Here is a 13,180-nt window from a genome sequence, read left to right as displayed (position 1 = left end):
CTTTATTCCTCGTTTGCTGCCCGGAAGCCATTTTCCAGGTCGGCAATTAAATCTTCACCATCTTCAATACCGGTCGATATACGCAGGAGCGTTTCTGAAATTCCGGCGGCGGCACGCGCTTCAGGCGCCATGCCGGCATGCGTCATCGTTGCCGCATGGGAAATCAGGCTTTCAACGCCCCCCAGCGATTCCGCCAGTGTAAACAGCGACAGCCCGCTCAGAAAACGGCGCAGCGTCTGCTCGTCACCGTCAAGCTCGAAGCTTAACATTGCGCCAAAACCTTTTTGCTGACGCGCCGCAATTTCATGCCCCTGGTTTTCCGGCAGCGATGGATGATACAGCTTTTTCACCAGCGGCTGGGTTTTCAGATACTCAACGATCGCCAGGGCATTTCGCTGCGCCACTTCCATCCGTGGAGACAGCGTCCGCAGCCCGCGCAACAGCAGATAGCTGTCGAAGGCGCTGCCGGTGACGCCAATATTATTCGCCCACCATGCCAGTTCGGTGACAGTTGCCGGATCTTTGGCAATCACCACCCCGGCCACCACATCGGAGTGACCATTGAGGTATTTGGTACAGGAATGCAGCACCAGATCGGCGCCCAGCGCCAGCGGGTTTTGCAACGCCGGGCTCAGGAAGGTGTTGTCCACCACGCTAATTGCCCCGGCCTCACGCGCCAGACCACAGATTTTCGCAATATCCACCACCCGCAGCAATGGATTACTTGGGCTTTCCACCAACACCAGCTTCGGTTTTTCCGCCAGCGCCGCCCGCAACGCCTGCTCATCGCTTTGATCGACAAACTGGACGCGATAGCAGCCGCGCTTCGCCAGGCTGTCGAACAGACGGTAGCTGCCGCCGTAGCAGTCGTGCGGCGCCACCAGCAGATCGCCCGGTTTAAGGAACACTGTCGTCACCAGCAGGATCGCCGACATTCCGGTATTGGTCAGCACCGCGCCGGCGCCGCCCTCCAGCTCCGCTAAGGCGCGCTGCACCACATCGCGCGTCGGATTGCCACGACGGGAGTAGTCGTGGGCGCGCGGTTCATTAAAGCCGGTGAAGTTATAGGTACTGGAGAGGTGAATCGGCGGGACAACGCAACCGTACTGCTCGTCGTCATTTAAACCGCTACGCACTGCGATGGTGGCCTGTTTACGCGTCATGTTGGGAAGTTCCTGGGCTGAATCGGTGAAAAGTCAGGCTCCAGAGTAATCATTGTCACAATAGACGTCAATACATCTGGACATCTAAACTTCTTTGCGTATAGATTGAGCAAAGTGCAAATAGCCGTTAAAATTATATGCATTAGCGCACGTCGTCGGCGGCTTATCTCATGTCAGAAAGCCCGCGCATACGGTAAACTACGCGCAATTATAGCCCGGGCGGAATATTCTGGCCCTTCACTAATAAACAGAGGATTAAGGTATCTCATGGCTGAATGGAGCGGCGAATATATCAGCCCATACGCTGAGCACGGTAAGAAGAGTGAACAAGTAAAGAAAATTACGGTTTCCATTCCTCTGAAGGTGTTAAAAATCCTCACCGATGAACGCACGCGTCGTCAGGTGAATAACCTGCGTCACGCGACCAACAGCGAGCTGCTGTGCGAAGCGTTTCTGCATGCCTTTACCGGACAACCGTTGCCTAACGATGAAGACCTGCGTAAAGAGCGCAGCGATGAGATCCCGGAAGCGGCGAAAGCGATTATGCGTGAACTGGGAATCGACCCGGATACGTGGGAATACTGAGACGATAAAAAGGGCGGAATAATCTTCCGCCCTTTTTTCTTTCCCGCCCAGGCAGGCGGAAGAGACAAAAAAGCCGCCCTGAGGCGGCTTCTTCTGGCAACTTACTTGCTGCCCGGGATGCTGAAGCGCTTGTTGAAGCGGTCAACACGGCCACCGGTAGCAACATCACGCTGTTTGCCGGTGAAGAACGGGTGGCATTTGCCGCACACGTCGAGGTTCAGGTCGTGACCAACGGTGGAGCGGATTTTCATGACATTACCGCAAGAACAGGTAGCAGTAATTTCGTCGTAATTTGGGTGAATACCTTTTTTCATGGGAGAACCTCAGTTAAGGCCGCGTCGCTCTTCCAGCCCTAACGCCAGACACCACGCGATATTAGTAATTTCCCGTCGCCTTCTACGCTGCTGACAGCGTGAAGCACGCGGTAATGGTCAATCTTCAATGCGATATAAAGCGCATCAAAGGCGGCGAATCATACAGAATTTGACCAGCATATGCAAACTGATCCGCGCCGCCTTATCGTAATGTGTATACTATCCCGCCAGATTTCAAGTCAGGAAGATGACATGTCCGTCGCCCACGTTGCCCTACCCGTTCCGCTACCGCGCACTTTTGACTACCTGCTGCCTGAAGGCATGGCGGTCAAAGCGGGCTGTCGGGTGCGGGTGCCGTTCGGCAAACAGGAGCGGATCGGCATTGTCGCGGCGGTGAGCGAGCGCAGCGAACTGCCGCTGGATGAGCTAAAACCGGTCGCCGAAGCGCTGGACGACGAGCCGGTCTTCTCCACGACTGTCTGGCGACTGCTGATGTGGGCGGCTGAGTATTACCATCACCCGATCGGCGATGTGCTGTTCCATGCATTACCCGTTATGCTGCGCCAGGGCAAACCCGCCAGCGCCACGCCGCTGTGGTACTGGTTCGCCACCGAGCAGGGGCAGGTTGTCGACCTTAACGGTCTGAAACGCTCCCGGAAGCAGCAGCAGGCGCTGGCGGCGCTGCGCCAGGGCAAAATCTGGCGTCATCAGGTTGGCGAACTGGAATTCAATGAAGCGGCGCTGCAGGCGCTGCGCGGTAAAGGGCTGGCGGAGCTGACCTGCGAAGCGCCCGCCCTCACCGACTGGCGCAGCGAGTATTCGGTTGCCGGCGAACGCCTGCGCCTGAATACCGAGCAGGCCACCGCCGTCGGGGCGATCCACAGCGCCGCCGATCGTTTCTCCGCCTGGCTGCTGGCGGGTATTACCGGCTCCGGGAAAACGGAAGTCTATTTGAGCGTGCTGGAGAATGTGCTGGCGCAGGGGCGCCAGGCGCTGGTGATGGTGCCGGAGATCGGCCTGACGCCGCAAACCATCGCCCGATTTCGCCAGCGCTTTAACGCGCCGGTGGAAGTGCTGCACTCCGGGCTCAATGACAGCGAACGTCTCTCGGCCTGGCTGAAGGCGAAAAATGGCGAAGCGGCCATTGTGATCGGCACCCGCTCCTCGCTGTTTACCCCATTTAAAGATCTCGGCGTCATCGTCATCGACGAAGAGCATGACAGCTCCTACAAGCAGCAGGAAGGCTGGCGCTACCATGCCCGCGACCTGGCGGTATGGCGCGCCCACAGCGAGCAGATCCCGATAATTCTCGGCTCGGCGACGCCGGCGCTGGAGACTCTGCATAACGTCCGCCAGGGTAAATACCGCCAGTTAACCTTAAGCAAACGCGCGGGCAATGCGCGCCCGGCCCAGCAGTACGTGCTCGATCTCAAAGGGCAACCGCTGCAGGCGGGCCTGTCTCCCGCACTGATTAGCCGTATGCGCCAGCACCTGCAAGCGGATAACCAGGTGATCCTGTTTCTTAACCGCCGCGGCTTTGCGCCAGCGCTGCTGTGCCACGATTGCGGCTGGATAGCGGAATGCCCGCGCTGCGACAGTTACTATACGTTGCACCAGGCGCAGCACCATCTGCGCTGCCACCATTGCGACAGCCAGCGCCCGATCCCGCGCCAGTGTCCTTCCTGCGGCTCCACGCATCTGGTGCCGGTAGGGATCGGCACCGAGCAGCTGGAGCAGGCCCTGGCACCGCTGTTCCCTGAGGTGCCTATCTCGCGTATCGACCGCGATACCACCAGCCGCAAAGGAGCGCTGGAGGAGCATCTCGCCGCCGTCCATCGCGGCGGGGCGCGTATTCTGATTGGCACCCAAATGCTGGCCAAAGGGCACCACTTCCCGGACGTCACCCTCGTCTCCCTGCTGGATGTCGACGGGGCGCTGTTTTCCGCTGATTTCCGCTCCGCAGAGCGTTTCGCTCAGCTTTATACCCAGGTCTCCGGACGAGCGGGCCGGGCAGGAAAACAGGGCGAGGTCATTCTTCAAACCCACCATCCGGAACACCCTCTACTGCAGACCCTGCTGTATAAAGGCTACGACGCCTTTGCCGAACAGGCGCTGGCAGAGCGGCAGACGATGCAGCTGCCGCCGTGGACCAGCCATGTGCTGATTCGTGCGGAAGACCATAACAACCAGCAGGCGCCGCTGTTTTTACAACAGCTGCGCAATCTGCTGCAGGCCAGCCCGCTGGCCGACGAAAAGCTATGGGTGCTCGGTCCGGTTCCGGCGCTGGCACCAAAGCGCGGCGGCCGCTGGCGCTGGCAAATATTGCTGCAGCATCCTTCGCGGGTGCGTCTGCAACATATCGTTAGCGGTACGCTGGCGCTGATCAATACGCTTCCGGAGGCGAGAAAAGTGAAGTGGGTGCTGGATGTCGATCCGATTGAAGGATAAGCCTTCTCTTGCGAGCCGGATCGAAAAATTTAACAAGCATCACGTTTTTCATGAAAATTCTGTAACTCACTGCCGCGACTATCTGATAAAAATGATGCAGCAGTTAGCGCCCAAGGGAAATGCCAGCGCCATTCAGCGAGGAGAAACCAGGTGAAGCCCAAAAAACAAGTGGTTGCCGCCACCATGAAAGACGTCGCCCTCAAGGCAAACGTTTCCACGGCAACCGTGTCCCGAGCGTTGATGAACCCTGATAAGGTGTCGCAAGCCACCCGTAACCGGGTCGAGCAGGCGGCGCTGGAAGTCGGCTATTTACCGCAGTCGCTCGGACGCAATATGAAGCGCAACGAATCGCGGACGATCCTCGTGATCGTCCCGGATATCTGCGATCCCTTCTTTAGTGAAGTGATCCGCGGTATTGAAGTCACTGCCGCCGAGCACGGCTATCTGGTGTTAATCGGCGATTGCGCCCACCAGAATCAGAAAGAAAAAACCTTTATCGACCTTATCATCACCAAGCAGATCGACGGCATGGTGCTGCTCAGCTCGCGCCTGCCGTTTGACGCCAGCGTGGAAGAGCAGCGCAATTTGCCGCCAATGGTCATGTCGAATGAGTTTGCGCCGGAGCTGGAGCTGCCCACCGTCCATATCGATAACCTGACGGCGGCCTTTAACGCGGTAAATTATCTCCACGAGCTGGGACATCAGCGTATCGGCTGTATCGCCGGCCCGGAAGATATGCCGTTGTGCCATTATCGCCTGCAGGGTTATGTGCAGGCGCTGCGCCGCAGCGGTATCACCGTCGATCCGCACTATATTGCTCGCGGCAACTTTACCTTCGAAGCCGGCGCCAATGCGCTGGAGCAGCTCCTGGCGCAGCCGGTGCCGCCCACGGCGGTCTTTTGCCATAGCGATGTGATGGCGCTGGGCGCCTTATCGCTGGCAAAACGTCGCGGTCTGAAAGTACCGGACGACCTGTCAATTGTCGGCTTCGATAACATCGCGTTGTCTGAATTTTGCGACCCGCCGTTGACCACGGTTTCACAGCCACGGTTTGATATCGGCCGTGAAGGAATGCTGCTATTACTGGAGCAAATGCAGGGGCATAACGTGAACAGCGGCTCGCGTCTGCTCGATTGCGAACTGATTGTTCGCGGCAGTACGCAAAAAATCAGACGATAACCATCAGGCTTTCGGGCCTGCTCTTCTGGTCAAAGGCCCGCCGCTTAAGTAACATGGCGGGCTGACGAACGAATATAAGACAGCGAAACGATAGTGGCACAACGAGATTATGTACGCCGCAGCCAACCGGCTTCTTCGCGGCGCAAAAAGAGCACGACCCGAAGCTCAAGGAATAAGCAAAGCAGCCTTCCGGCGATTTCACCGGCGATGGTGGCGATCGCGGCGGCTGTGCTGGTGGCCTTTATCGGTGGCCTCTATTTCATTACGCATCATAAGAAAGAAGAAGCGGAAGCGATGCAAAATCGCCAGGCCGCCGGCAACGGCTTGCCGCCCAAACCGGAAGAGCGCTGGCGCTATATTAAAGAGCTGGAAAGCCGCCAGCCTGGCGTCCGCGCGCCGACCGAACCGACCGCCGGTGGCGAAGTCATGAAACCGGAACAGCTGACCGACGAGCAGCGCCAGCTGCTCGCCCAGATGCAGGCCGATATGCGCCAGCAGCCGACCCAGCTGACCGAAGTGCCGTGGAACGAACAAACGCCGGCGCAGCGCCAGCAGACGCTTCAGCGTCAGCGTTTAGCGCAGCAACAGCAGCAGGCGCAGCAGCAACAGTGGGCGCAGACTCAGGCGCAGACCGTCCAACAGCAGCCGCCGCGCGTTCAGCAGCCGAAGCCGGTTCAGCAGCAACAGCCGAAGCAGACCGCGTCAAACCAGCAGCCGTACCAAGATCTGCTGCAGACGCCAGCGCATACCAATACCACGCAGCCGCGTACCCAGGCCGCGGCGCCGGTAACTCGGGTGGAAGAAGCGCCGAAAACCACCGCCGAGAAGAAAGACGATCGTAGCTGGATGATCCAGTGCGGCTCCTTTAAAGGCGCCGAGCAGGCCGAAACCGTCCGCGCTCAGCTGGCTTTCGAAGGGTTTGCTTCGCACATTACCACTAACAACGGCTGGAACCGCGTGGTTATTGGCCCGTTGAAAGGCAAAGAAAGCGCCAACGAGATGATCACCCGCCTGAAGATGGCTGGACACGCGAACTGCATTCGTCTCGCCGCCAGGGGTTGAAACCCTCAAAATCCCCCCCATCTATAATTGCATTCGGCCCCGCGGACAGCGCGGGGCCCCTGTTCCGCTTTTGCAACCAAGGGGTCTGCTCGTGACTACAATTGTAAGTGTTCGCCGTAACGGCCATGTTGTTATTGCCGGTGATGGCCAGGCCACGCTGGGCAACACCGTGATGAAGGGCAATGTGAAGAAAGTGCGTCGTCTGTACAACGACAAAGTGATTGCCGGTTTCGCTGGCGGCACCGCCGACGCCTTCACGCTGTTCGAACTGTTTGAACGTAAACTGGAAATGCACCAGGGCCATCTGGTGAAGGCCGCCGTTGAGCTGGCCAAAGACTGGCGAACTGACCGGATGTTGCGCAAACTGGAAGCGCTGCTGGCCGTCGCGGACGAAAACGCGTCGCTTATCATCACCGGTAACGGTGACGTGGTACAGCCGGAAAACGATTTGATTGCTATCGGCTCCGGCGGTCCTTACGCCCAGGCCGCGGCCCGCGCGCTGTTGGAAAATACCGATATGGGCGCGCGCGACATCGCCGAGAAAGCGTTGGATATTGCAGGTGATATCTGCATCTACACCAACCATTTCCACACCATCGAAGAATTACCTTCTAAAGCGTAAGGATCTCCCATGTCTGAAATGACCCCACGCGAAATTGTCAGCGAACTGGACAAACACATTATCGGTCAGGACGCCGCCAAGCGTTCTGTTGCTATCGCCCTGCGTAACCGCTGGCGTCGGATGCAGCTTAATGAAGAGCTGCGTCATGAAGTCACGCCGAAAAACATTCTGATGATCGGCCCAACCGGCGTCGGTAAAACCGAAATCGCCCGTCGTCTGGCAAAACTGGCCAACGCGCCGTTTATCAAAGTTGAAGCGACGAAGTTCACCGAAGTGGGCTATGTCGGTAAAGAAGTGGACTCCATCATCCGCGATTTGACCGATGCGGCGATCAAAATGGTTCGCATGCAGTCCATCGATAAGAACCGTTACCGCGCGGAAGAGCTGGCGGAAGAGCGCGTGCTTGACGTGCTGATCCCACCGGCGAAGAACAACTGGGGCCAGACTGAGCCGTCGCAGGAACCGTCTGCAGCGCGCCAGGCGTTCCGTAAAAAACTGCGTGAAGGCCAACTGGACGATAAAGAGATTGAAATCGATCTCGCTGCGGCGCCGATGGGCGTTGAAATCATGTCCCCTCCGGGCATGGAAGAGATGACCAGCCAGTTGCAGTCTATGTTCCAGAACCTCGGCGGCCAGAAGCAGAAACCGCGTAAGCTGAAAATCAAAGACGCGATGAAGCTGCTGATTGAAGAAGAAGCGGCCAAACTGGTCAATCCGGAAGAGCTGAAGCAGGAAGCCATCGACGCTGTAGAGCAGCACGGTATCGTCTTTATCGACGAAATTGACAAAATCTGTAAGCGCGGCGGCAACACCTCCGGCCCGGACGTCTCCCGCGAAGGCGTACAGCGCGACCTGCTGCCGCTGGTGGAAGGCTGCACCGTCTCCACCAAACATGGGATGGTCAAGACCGACCACATCCTGTTTATCGCCTCCGGCGCATTCCAGGTGGCCAGCCCATCCGATCTGATCCCGGAACTGCAGGGGCGTCTGCCGATCCGCGTTGAGCTGAAGGCGCTGACCACCCACGACTTCGAGCGCATCCTGACCGAGCCGAATGCCTCCATCACCGTGCAGTACAAGGCGCTGATGGCGACCGAAGGGGTGAACATCGAATTCACCGAAGACGGCATCAAGCGCATCGCCCAGGCCGCATGGCAGGTAAACGAAACCACCGAGAACATCGGTGCGCGTCGCCTGCACACCGTGCTGGAGCGCCTGGTGGAAGATATCTCCTATGATGCCAGCGAGATGAACGGCCAGACCGTCACTATCGATGCCGAATATGTGAGTAAACACCTGGATGTTCTGGTGGCAGATGAAGATCTGAGCCGTTTTATCCTATAATCCGGTGCAATGCATTTTCATCACTGTTGATGGGGGCTATCGCCCCCATTTTTATTGGCTAAAATAACTATGACTGATATCAGCCGTTCACAGGCGTGGCTGGAAAGCCTGCGTCCTAAAACGTTACCGCTGGCATTTGCCGCGATTATTGTTGGCACCGTCCTTGCCTGGGAGCAGGGCCATTTTGATCCCTGGGTTGCCCTGCTGGCGCTGATCACCGCCGGCTTGCTGCAAATTCTTTCCAACCTCGCCAATGACTACGGCGACGCGGTTAAGGGGAGCGATAAACCGGATCGCATCGGGCCGCTGCGCGGGATGCAGAAAGGGGTGATTACCCCCCAGCAGATGAAGCGCGCCCTGATCGTCACCGTCGTACTCATCTGCCTGTTTGGTCTGGCGCTGCTGTGCGCCGCCTGGCAGAGCGTCGGCGATTTCATCGGCTTCCTCGCCCTGGGAGGCCTGTCTATCGTGGCCGCCATCACCTACACGGTGGGCACCCGTCCGTATGGATATATTGGTCTGGGTGATATCTCAGTACTCGTTTTCTTCGGCTGGCTGAGCGTCCTCGGCAGCTGGTATCTGCAAGCCCATAATGTGGAAGCGGCCATTTTTCTGCCGGCGACAGCCTGCGGTCTGCTGGCGACCGCCGTGCTGAACATCAATAATCTGCGCGATATCGACAGCGACCGGCAGAACGGGAAGAACACCCTCGCCGTGCGCCTGGGCCCGGTCAATGCCCGCCGCTATCATGCCTGCCTGCTGCTCGGCGCCCTGCTGTGTCTGGCGCTGTTTAACCTGCTGGCGCTGCATTCAGCCTGGGGCTGGCTGTTTATTCTCGCCACGCCGCTGCTGGTGAAACAGGCGCGCTACGTCCTGCGCGAATCCGATCCGCTGGCGATGCGGCCAATGCTCGAAAAGACGGTCAAAGGGGCTTTACTAACCAACCTGCTGTTTGTTATCGGAATTATTGCCAGTAAGCTGATGGCTTAACTGACAAATATCAATTAACAATTGATGATTTTGCCAACAATGCGATTCGCGGGATATACTAAAAACTCTCGCAGCAACTGAACGTTAAGCCTATGAAATACGATACTTCCGAGCTTTGTGACATCTACCAGGAAGATGTCAACGTCGTGGAACCGCTGTTCTCTAACTTTGGAGGACGGTCGTCGTTTGGTGGACAGATCATTACGGTTAAATGTTTCGAGGATAACGGGTTGCTCTACGATCTGCTCGAGCAGAATGGCCGTGGTCATATTCTCCTGATCGACGGCGGCGGCTCAGTACGACGCGCGTTAATTGACGCAGACCTGGCGCGTCTGGCCGTCCAGAATGAATGGGAAGGGTTGGTGGTCTATGGCGCGGTGCGCCAGGTTGACGACCTTGAGGAACTGGACATTGGTATTCAGGCGCTGGCGGCTATTCCGGTCGGCGCGGCTGGCGAAGGCATCGGCGAAAGCGACGTGCGCGTCAATTTCGGCGGGGTGACTTTCTTCTCCGGCGACCATCTGTATGCCGATAACACCGGGATGATCCTGTCGGAAGACCCGCTGGATATCGAATAAACCTTCCGCCATAAAAAAGGCCTTCTCCATGAGAAGGCCTTTTGTTTATCCGGCGCGTAACTTAGTACAGTTTCTTCGCGCAATCCAGCCAGTCGTTCTTGAACGGACGCTTCATGTTCTCGATGGCATCGATGATGTCGTGGTGCACCAGCTTCTCGTTCTGGATGCCGACGCAACGGCCGCCATGGCCCTGCAGCAGCAGCTCAATCGCATAGGCGCCCATGCGGGAAGCCAGGATGCGGTCGTAAGGAACCGGGGAACCGCCGCGCTGAATGTGGCCGAGGACGGTGGCGCGAGTTTCACGGCCAGTCTCTTTCTCGATGTAGCTTGCCAGCTCGTCAACGTCGCACATGTGCTCGGTGATGGCCACGATAGCGTGTTTTTTCCCTTTCGCGATACCGGCTTTGATTTCTGCCACCAGATCGTCACGGGTATATTCCACTTCAGGCACCATGATGAACTCACAGCCGCCGGCAATCGCCGCCGCCAGGGTCAGGTCGCCACAGTAACGGCCCATCACTTCCACCACGGAGATACGCTGGTGCGAAGAGGAGGTGTCGCGCAAACGGTCAATCGCTTCCACCACGGTGCTCAGGGCAGTAAAGAAGCCGATGGTGTAGTCAGTGCCTTTGATATCGTTGTCGATGGTGCCCGGCAGGCCGATGCATGGGAAGCCCATCTCGGTCAGGCGCATCGCCCCCATATAGGAACCGTCACCGCCGATAACCACCAGCGCGTCCAGGCCGCGCTTCTTCATGTTTTCGATAGCCACAGCGCGGATGTGTTCTTCGCGGAATTCCGGGAAGCGAGCGGAGCCCAGGAAGGTGCCGCCGCGGTTGATCATGTCGGAAACGCTGTAACGGTCGAGCTGAACCATACGGTCTTCATACAATCCGAGGTAACCGTCATAGATTCCAAAAACTTCCAGACCTTCCGTTAATGCCGCGCGCACAACGCCACGAATTGCTGCGTTCATGCCCGGCGCATCACCGCCACTTGTCAACACACCGATTTTCTTAATCATGACTACCTCTGAACTTAGGAAGCAAAAAATAATTCTGTTGCCTGAAGCGCTCCCTCACCAGGAGTGCACGACGCTAATGACAATAGTATATCAAACGCCTCAAGCTGAATTGATTCAGGTCAGACCAAACGGCGGTAATTTATACAAAAAATGCCGATCTGCCCCACATTTTTACATCGAGTTTACAGACTATAACCTAACGCTCAAAAAAGCCCTGCTGCGCCGCTGGCACCACAGAGCTGGGATCCTGATGGATAATGACATCGGACCCCGGGAAACGGCGCAGAATCGCCTGCTCCACCTGGTCTGCAATCACGTGGGCTTGCACCAGCGGGAGGTTATCTTCCATTTCCAAATGAATCTGAATAAAGCGGGTCGGCCCTGACTGCCGCGTTCGTAGATCGTGCGCCCCGCGGATGCCGGGCCATGCGGTCACGATGGTGATAATGTCCTGACGCTCCTCGTCAGGCAAGGCGCGGTCGAGTAGTGACTGAACCGCCTCATAGCCCATCCGCAGCGCGCTATATAAAATATAGATGCCAATCCCCAGGGCAAACAACGCGTCGGCGCGATGCCAGCCGTACCAGGATAGGCCCAGCGCCACCAGAATGGCGCCGTTCATCATAACATCAGACTGATAATGAAGCATATCCGCCCGCACCGCCTGGCTCTGGGTTTTTCGCACCACCCAGCGCTGGAAAGTCACCAGCGCCAGCGTACTAACGAGGGCGATCAATGTGACGACGACCCCGACGCCGGCGGCCTGCAGCGGCTCCGGGCGCACCAGGTGCTGAATGCCGGTGAGAAACAGGAACAGCGCCGAGCCGGAGATAAACATGCTTTGCGCCAGCGCCGCCAGCGACTCCGCTTTGCCATGACCAAAGGTATGTTCTTCATCAGCAGGCTGTAGCGAATAGCGAACCACCAGCAGGTTGGTCAGCGAGGCGGCAATGTCCACCAGCGAATCCACCAGCGCAGCCAGAATACTGACAGAACCGGTATACCACCACGCAAAAATTTTGATCAAAAGTAACGCGGAGGCCATAGCCGTCGCGGCGATAGCGGCGCGGCTCACCAACCGGCCATAAGATTGATTCATATAGGCTCCTTCTCCTGCAATGCGCTTAGTATAACCCGAACTTGTGACGCTCACGGGATAGGCGAAGGAGTTGATTTACCGTAAAAAGGGCAAAAAAAACCCCCACATCATGTGGGGGAAGACAGGGATGGTGTCTATGGCAAGGAAAACAGGGTTTGTTACTGGGGTTGCAGGGTGTTGCTACTACTCGAAAGCATCATCGCTGAGCCTTTCTGCATCCTTGCAACCTCACGCAACTGATCCATACGCTGCTGGTGCTTAGCATTTAAAACCGCTTGCTGCTCTGGCGTAAGCAGGTGGTACATCTGGTTGCGAACCTTAGCCATCTCGACCTGGCGGGCAACCTGTTCCTGCGCCATCTTTTCTGCCTGAGCGCGCACAGCGTTTTCATCAAAATTTTCTGCGGTGACAAGGCGATGCATTGTCTCCATTTCGCTAACATTAACGGGGAGCCTGTCGTGGCGTGCCCGTTGCATAAGATCCCGTAACTGCTGACGTTGCTGCTCGGTTAAACTTATGCCGTCAAACATATGGCTTTGGCTACCGCGCTGTCCCCCGTCGTCTCCGGGGAGCCAGTTAACGCTGGTAACGACTTCAGCGGCCTGGCTATATGCACTTAGCGCCAGCGTTGAGGCCATGACGGCAGCGATAACATTGCGCATCACATACTCCCAAAACGTTTGTGTCGCGATTCAACGAGAGACAGTCTACGATTCAGGCTGCAAACATGCGTCAGGGGGTGTAAAACAACGTAAAGTCATGGATTAGCGGG

At 57.3% G+C, this 13,180-nt stretch carries 13 protein-coding genes; 8 read left to right on the top strand and 5 right to left on the bottom strand.

The window, feature by feature from the left end; translation table 11 throughout:
* Positions 1-2: 2 nt before the first annotated feature.
* A complete protein-coding gene (gene metB, locus BHE81_RS23280; protein WP_004150388.1) occupies positions 3-1,163 on the bottom strand; it encodes a cystathionine gamma-synthase in 1,161 nt (386 codons plus the stop codon).
* A gap of 267 nt (positions 1,164-1,430) precedes the next feature.
* Between metB and metJ the strand changes: the two genes are divergently transcribed.
* The gene (gene metJ, locus BHE81_RS23275; RefSeq protein WP_002882924.1) at positions 1,431-1,748 is read left to right on the top strand and encodes a met regulon transcriptional regulator MetJ; all 318 of its coding nucleotides are present in this window, start codon (positions 1,431-1,433) and stop codon (positions 1,746-1,748) included.
* A gap of 101 nt (positions 1,749-1,849) precedes the next feature.
* On the opposite strand, the gene rpmE is transcribed toward metJ, so the two are convergent.
* Positions 1,850-2,062, bottom strand: a complete 213-nt coding sequence (rpmE, locus tag BHE81_RS23270) for a 50S ribosomal protein L31 (protein ID WP_002882922.1) — start codon at positions 2,060-2,062, stop codon at positions 1,850-1,852.
* Between the two features lie 252 nt (positions 2,063-2,314).
* On the opposite strand from rpmE, the gene priA reads away from it, so the two are divergent.
* The 7 genes from priA to rraA all read left to right on the top strand — a co-directional run bounded on the left by priA (position 2,315) and on the right by rraA (position 10,285).
* Complete coding sequence (gene priA, locus BHE81_RS23265) at positions 2,315-4,510, top strand: primosomal protein N' (RefSeq protein WP_023302332.1); 2,196 nt, start codon at positions 2,315-2,317, stop codon at positions 4,508-4,510.
* 150 nt (positions 4,511-4,660) lie between these two features.
* Entirely contained in the window at positions 4,661-5,689 is a 1,029-nt protein-coding gene (cytR, locus tag BHE81_RS23260; RefSeq protein ID WP_002882921.1) for a DNA-binding transcriptional regulator CytR, read from the top strand.
* Positions 5,690-5,782: 93 nt separating this feature from the next.
* Positions 5,783-6,751: a cell division protein FtsN gene (ftsN, locus tag BHE81_RS23255; protein WP_002882919.1), complete on the top strand. Its 969-nt coding sequence runs from the start codon at positions 5,783-5,785 to the stop codon at positions 6,749-6,751.
* Positions 6,752-6,842: 91 nt separating this feature from the next.
* On the top strand, positions 6,843-7,373 hold the full coding sequence (hslV, locus tag BHE81_RS23250) for an ATP-dependent protease subunit HslV (protein WP_002882918.1): 531 nt from the start codon (positions 6,843-6,845) through the stop codon (positions 7,371-7,373).
* A gap of 9 nt (positions 7,374-7,382) precedes the next feature.
* Entirely contained in the window at positions 7,383-8,717 is a 1,335-nt protein-coding gene (gene hslU, locus BHE81_RS23245; protein ID WP_002882917.1) for an HslU--HslV peptidase ATPase subunit, read from the top strand.
* 69 nt (positions 8,718-8,786) lie between these two features.
* Positions 8,787-9,707 (top strand): 1,4-dihydroxy-2-naphthoate polyprenyltransferase, encoded by a 921-nt coding sequence (menA, locus tag BHE81_RS23240; RefSeq protein WP_002882914.1) that lies wholly within the window; start codon positions 8,787-8,789, stop codon positions 9,705-9,707.
* Positions 9,708-9,799: 92 nt separating this feature from the next.
* Positions 9,800-10,285, top strand: coding sequence for a ribonuclease E activity regulator RraA (gene rraA, locus BHE81_RS23235; RefSeq protein ID WP_002882913.1), 486 nt, complete (start codon positions 9,800-9,802; stop codon positions 10,283-10,285).
* A 61-nt stretch (positions 10,286-10,346) separates the two neighbouring features.
* Here rraA and pfkA read toward each other — a convergent pair whose 3' ends face one another.
* The 3 genes from pfkA to cpxP all read right to left on the bottom strand — a co-directional run bounded on the left by pfkA (position 10,347) and on the right by cpxP (position 13,070).
* Positions 10,347-11,309 carry a 6-phosphofructokinase gene (pfkA, locus tag BHE81_RS23230; RefSeq protein ID WP_002882911.1) on the bottom strand — a complete coding sequence of 321 codons (963 nt, stop codon included), beginning with the start codon at positions 11,307-11,309 and terminating at the stop codon, positions 10,347-10,349.
* Between the two features lie 196 nt (positions 11,310-11,505).
* Positions 11,506-12,408 (bottom strand): CDF family cation-efflux transporter FieF, encoded by a 903-nt coding sequence (fieF, locus tag BHE81_RS23225; RefSeq protein WP_002882907.1) that lies wholly within the window; start codon positions 12,406-12,408, stop codon positions 11,506-11,508.
* A gap of 158 nt (positions 12,409-12,566) precedes the next feature.
* Positions 12,567-13,070 (bottom strand): cell-envelope stress modulator CpxP, encoded by a 504-nt coding sequence (cpxP, locus tag BHE81_RS23220; protein ID WP_002882903.1) that lies wholly within the window; start codon positions 13,068-13,070, stop codon positions 12,567-12,569.
* Between the last annotated feature and the right edge of the window lie 110 nt (positions 13,071-13,180).

Source organism: Klebsiella sp. AqSCr (genome assembly GCF_008452795.1).
Classification (GTDB): Bacteria; Pseudomonadota; Gammaproteobacteria; order Enterobacterales; family Enterobacteriaceae; genus Klebsiella; species Klebsiella pneumoniae.
This window is presented reverse-complemented; position numbering and strand designations above follow the sequence as displayed.

Excerpts from the sequence above, each read along its gene's own strand:
- metB (WP_004150388.1), bottom strand. The coding sequence starts at position 1,163 with ATGACGCGTAAACAGGCCACCATCGCAGTGCGTAGCGGTTTAAATGAC.
- metJ (WP_002882924.1), top strand. The coding sequence starts at position 1,431 with ATGGCTGAATGGAGCGGCGAATATATCAGCCCATACGCTGAGCACGGT.
- rpmE (WP_002882922.1), bottom strand. The coding sequence starts at position 2,062 with ATGAAAAAAGGTATTCACCCAAATTACGACGAAATTACTGCTACCTGT.
- priA (WP_023302332.1), top strand. The coding sequence starts at position 2,315 with ATGTCCGTCGCCCACGTTGCCCTACCCGTTCCGCTACCGCGCACTTTT.
- hslU (WP_002882917.1), top strand. The coding sequence starts at position 7,383 with ATGTCTGAAATGACCCCACGCGAAATTGTCAGCGAACTGGACAAACAC.
- menA (WP_002882914.1), top strand. The coding sequence starts at position 8,787 with ATGACTGATATCAGCCGTTCACAGGCGTGGCTGGAAAGCCTGCGTCCT.
- rraA (WP_002882913.1), top strand. The coding sequence starts at position 9,800 with ATGAAATACGATACTTCCGAGCTTTGTGACATCTACCAGGAAGATGTC.
- pfkA (WP_002882911.1), bottom strand. The coding sequence starts at position 11,309 with ATGATTAAGAAAATCGGTGTGTTGACAAGTGGCGGTGATGCGCCGGGC.
- fieF (WP_002882907.1), bottom strand. The coding sequence starts at position 12,408 with ATGAATCAATCTTATGGCCGGTTGGTGAGCCGCGCCGCTATCGCCGCG.
- cpxP (WP_002882903.1), bottom strand. The coding sequence starts at position 13,070 with ATGCGCAATGTTATCGCTGCCGTCATGGCCTCAACGCTGGCGCTAAGT.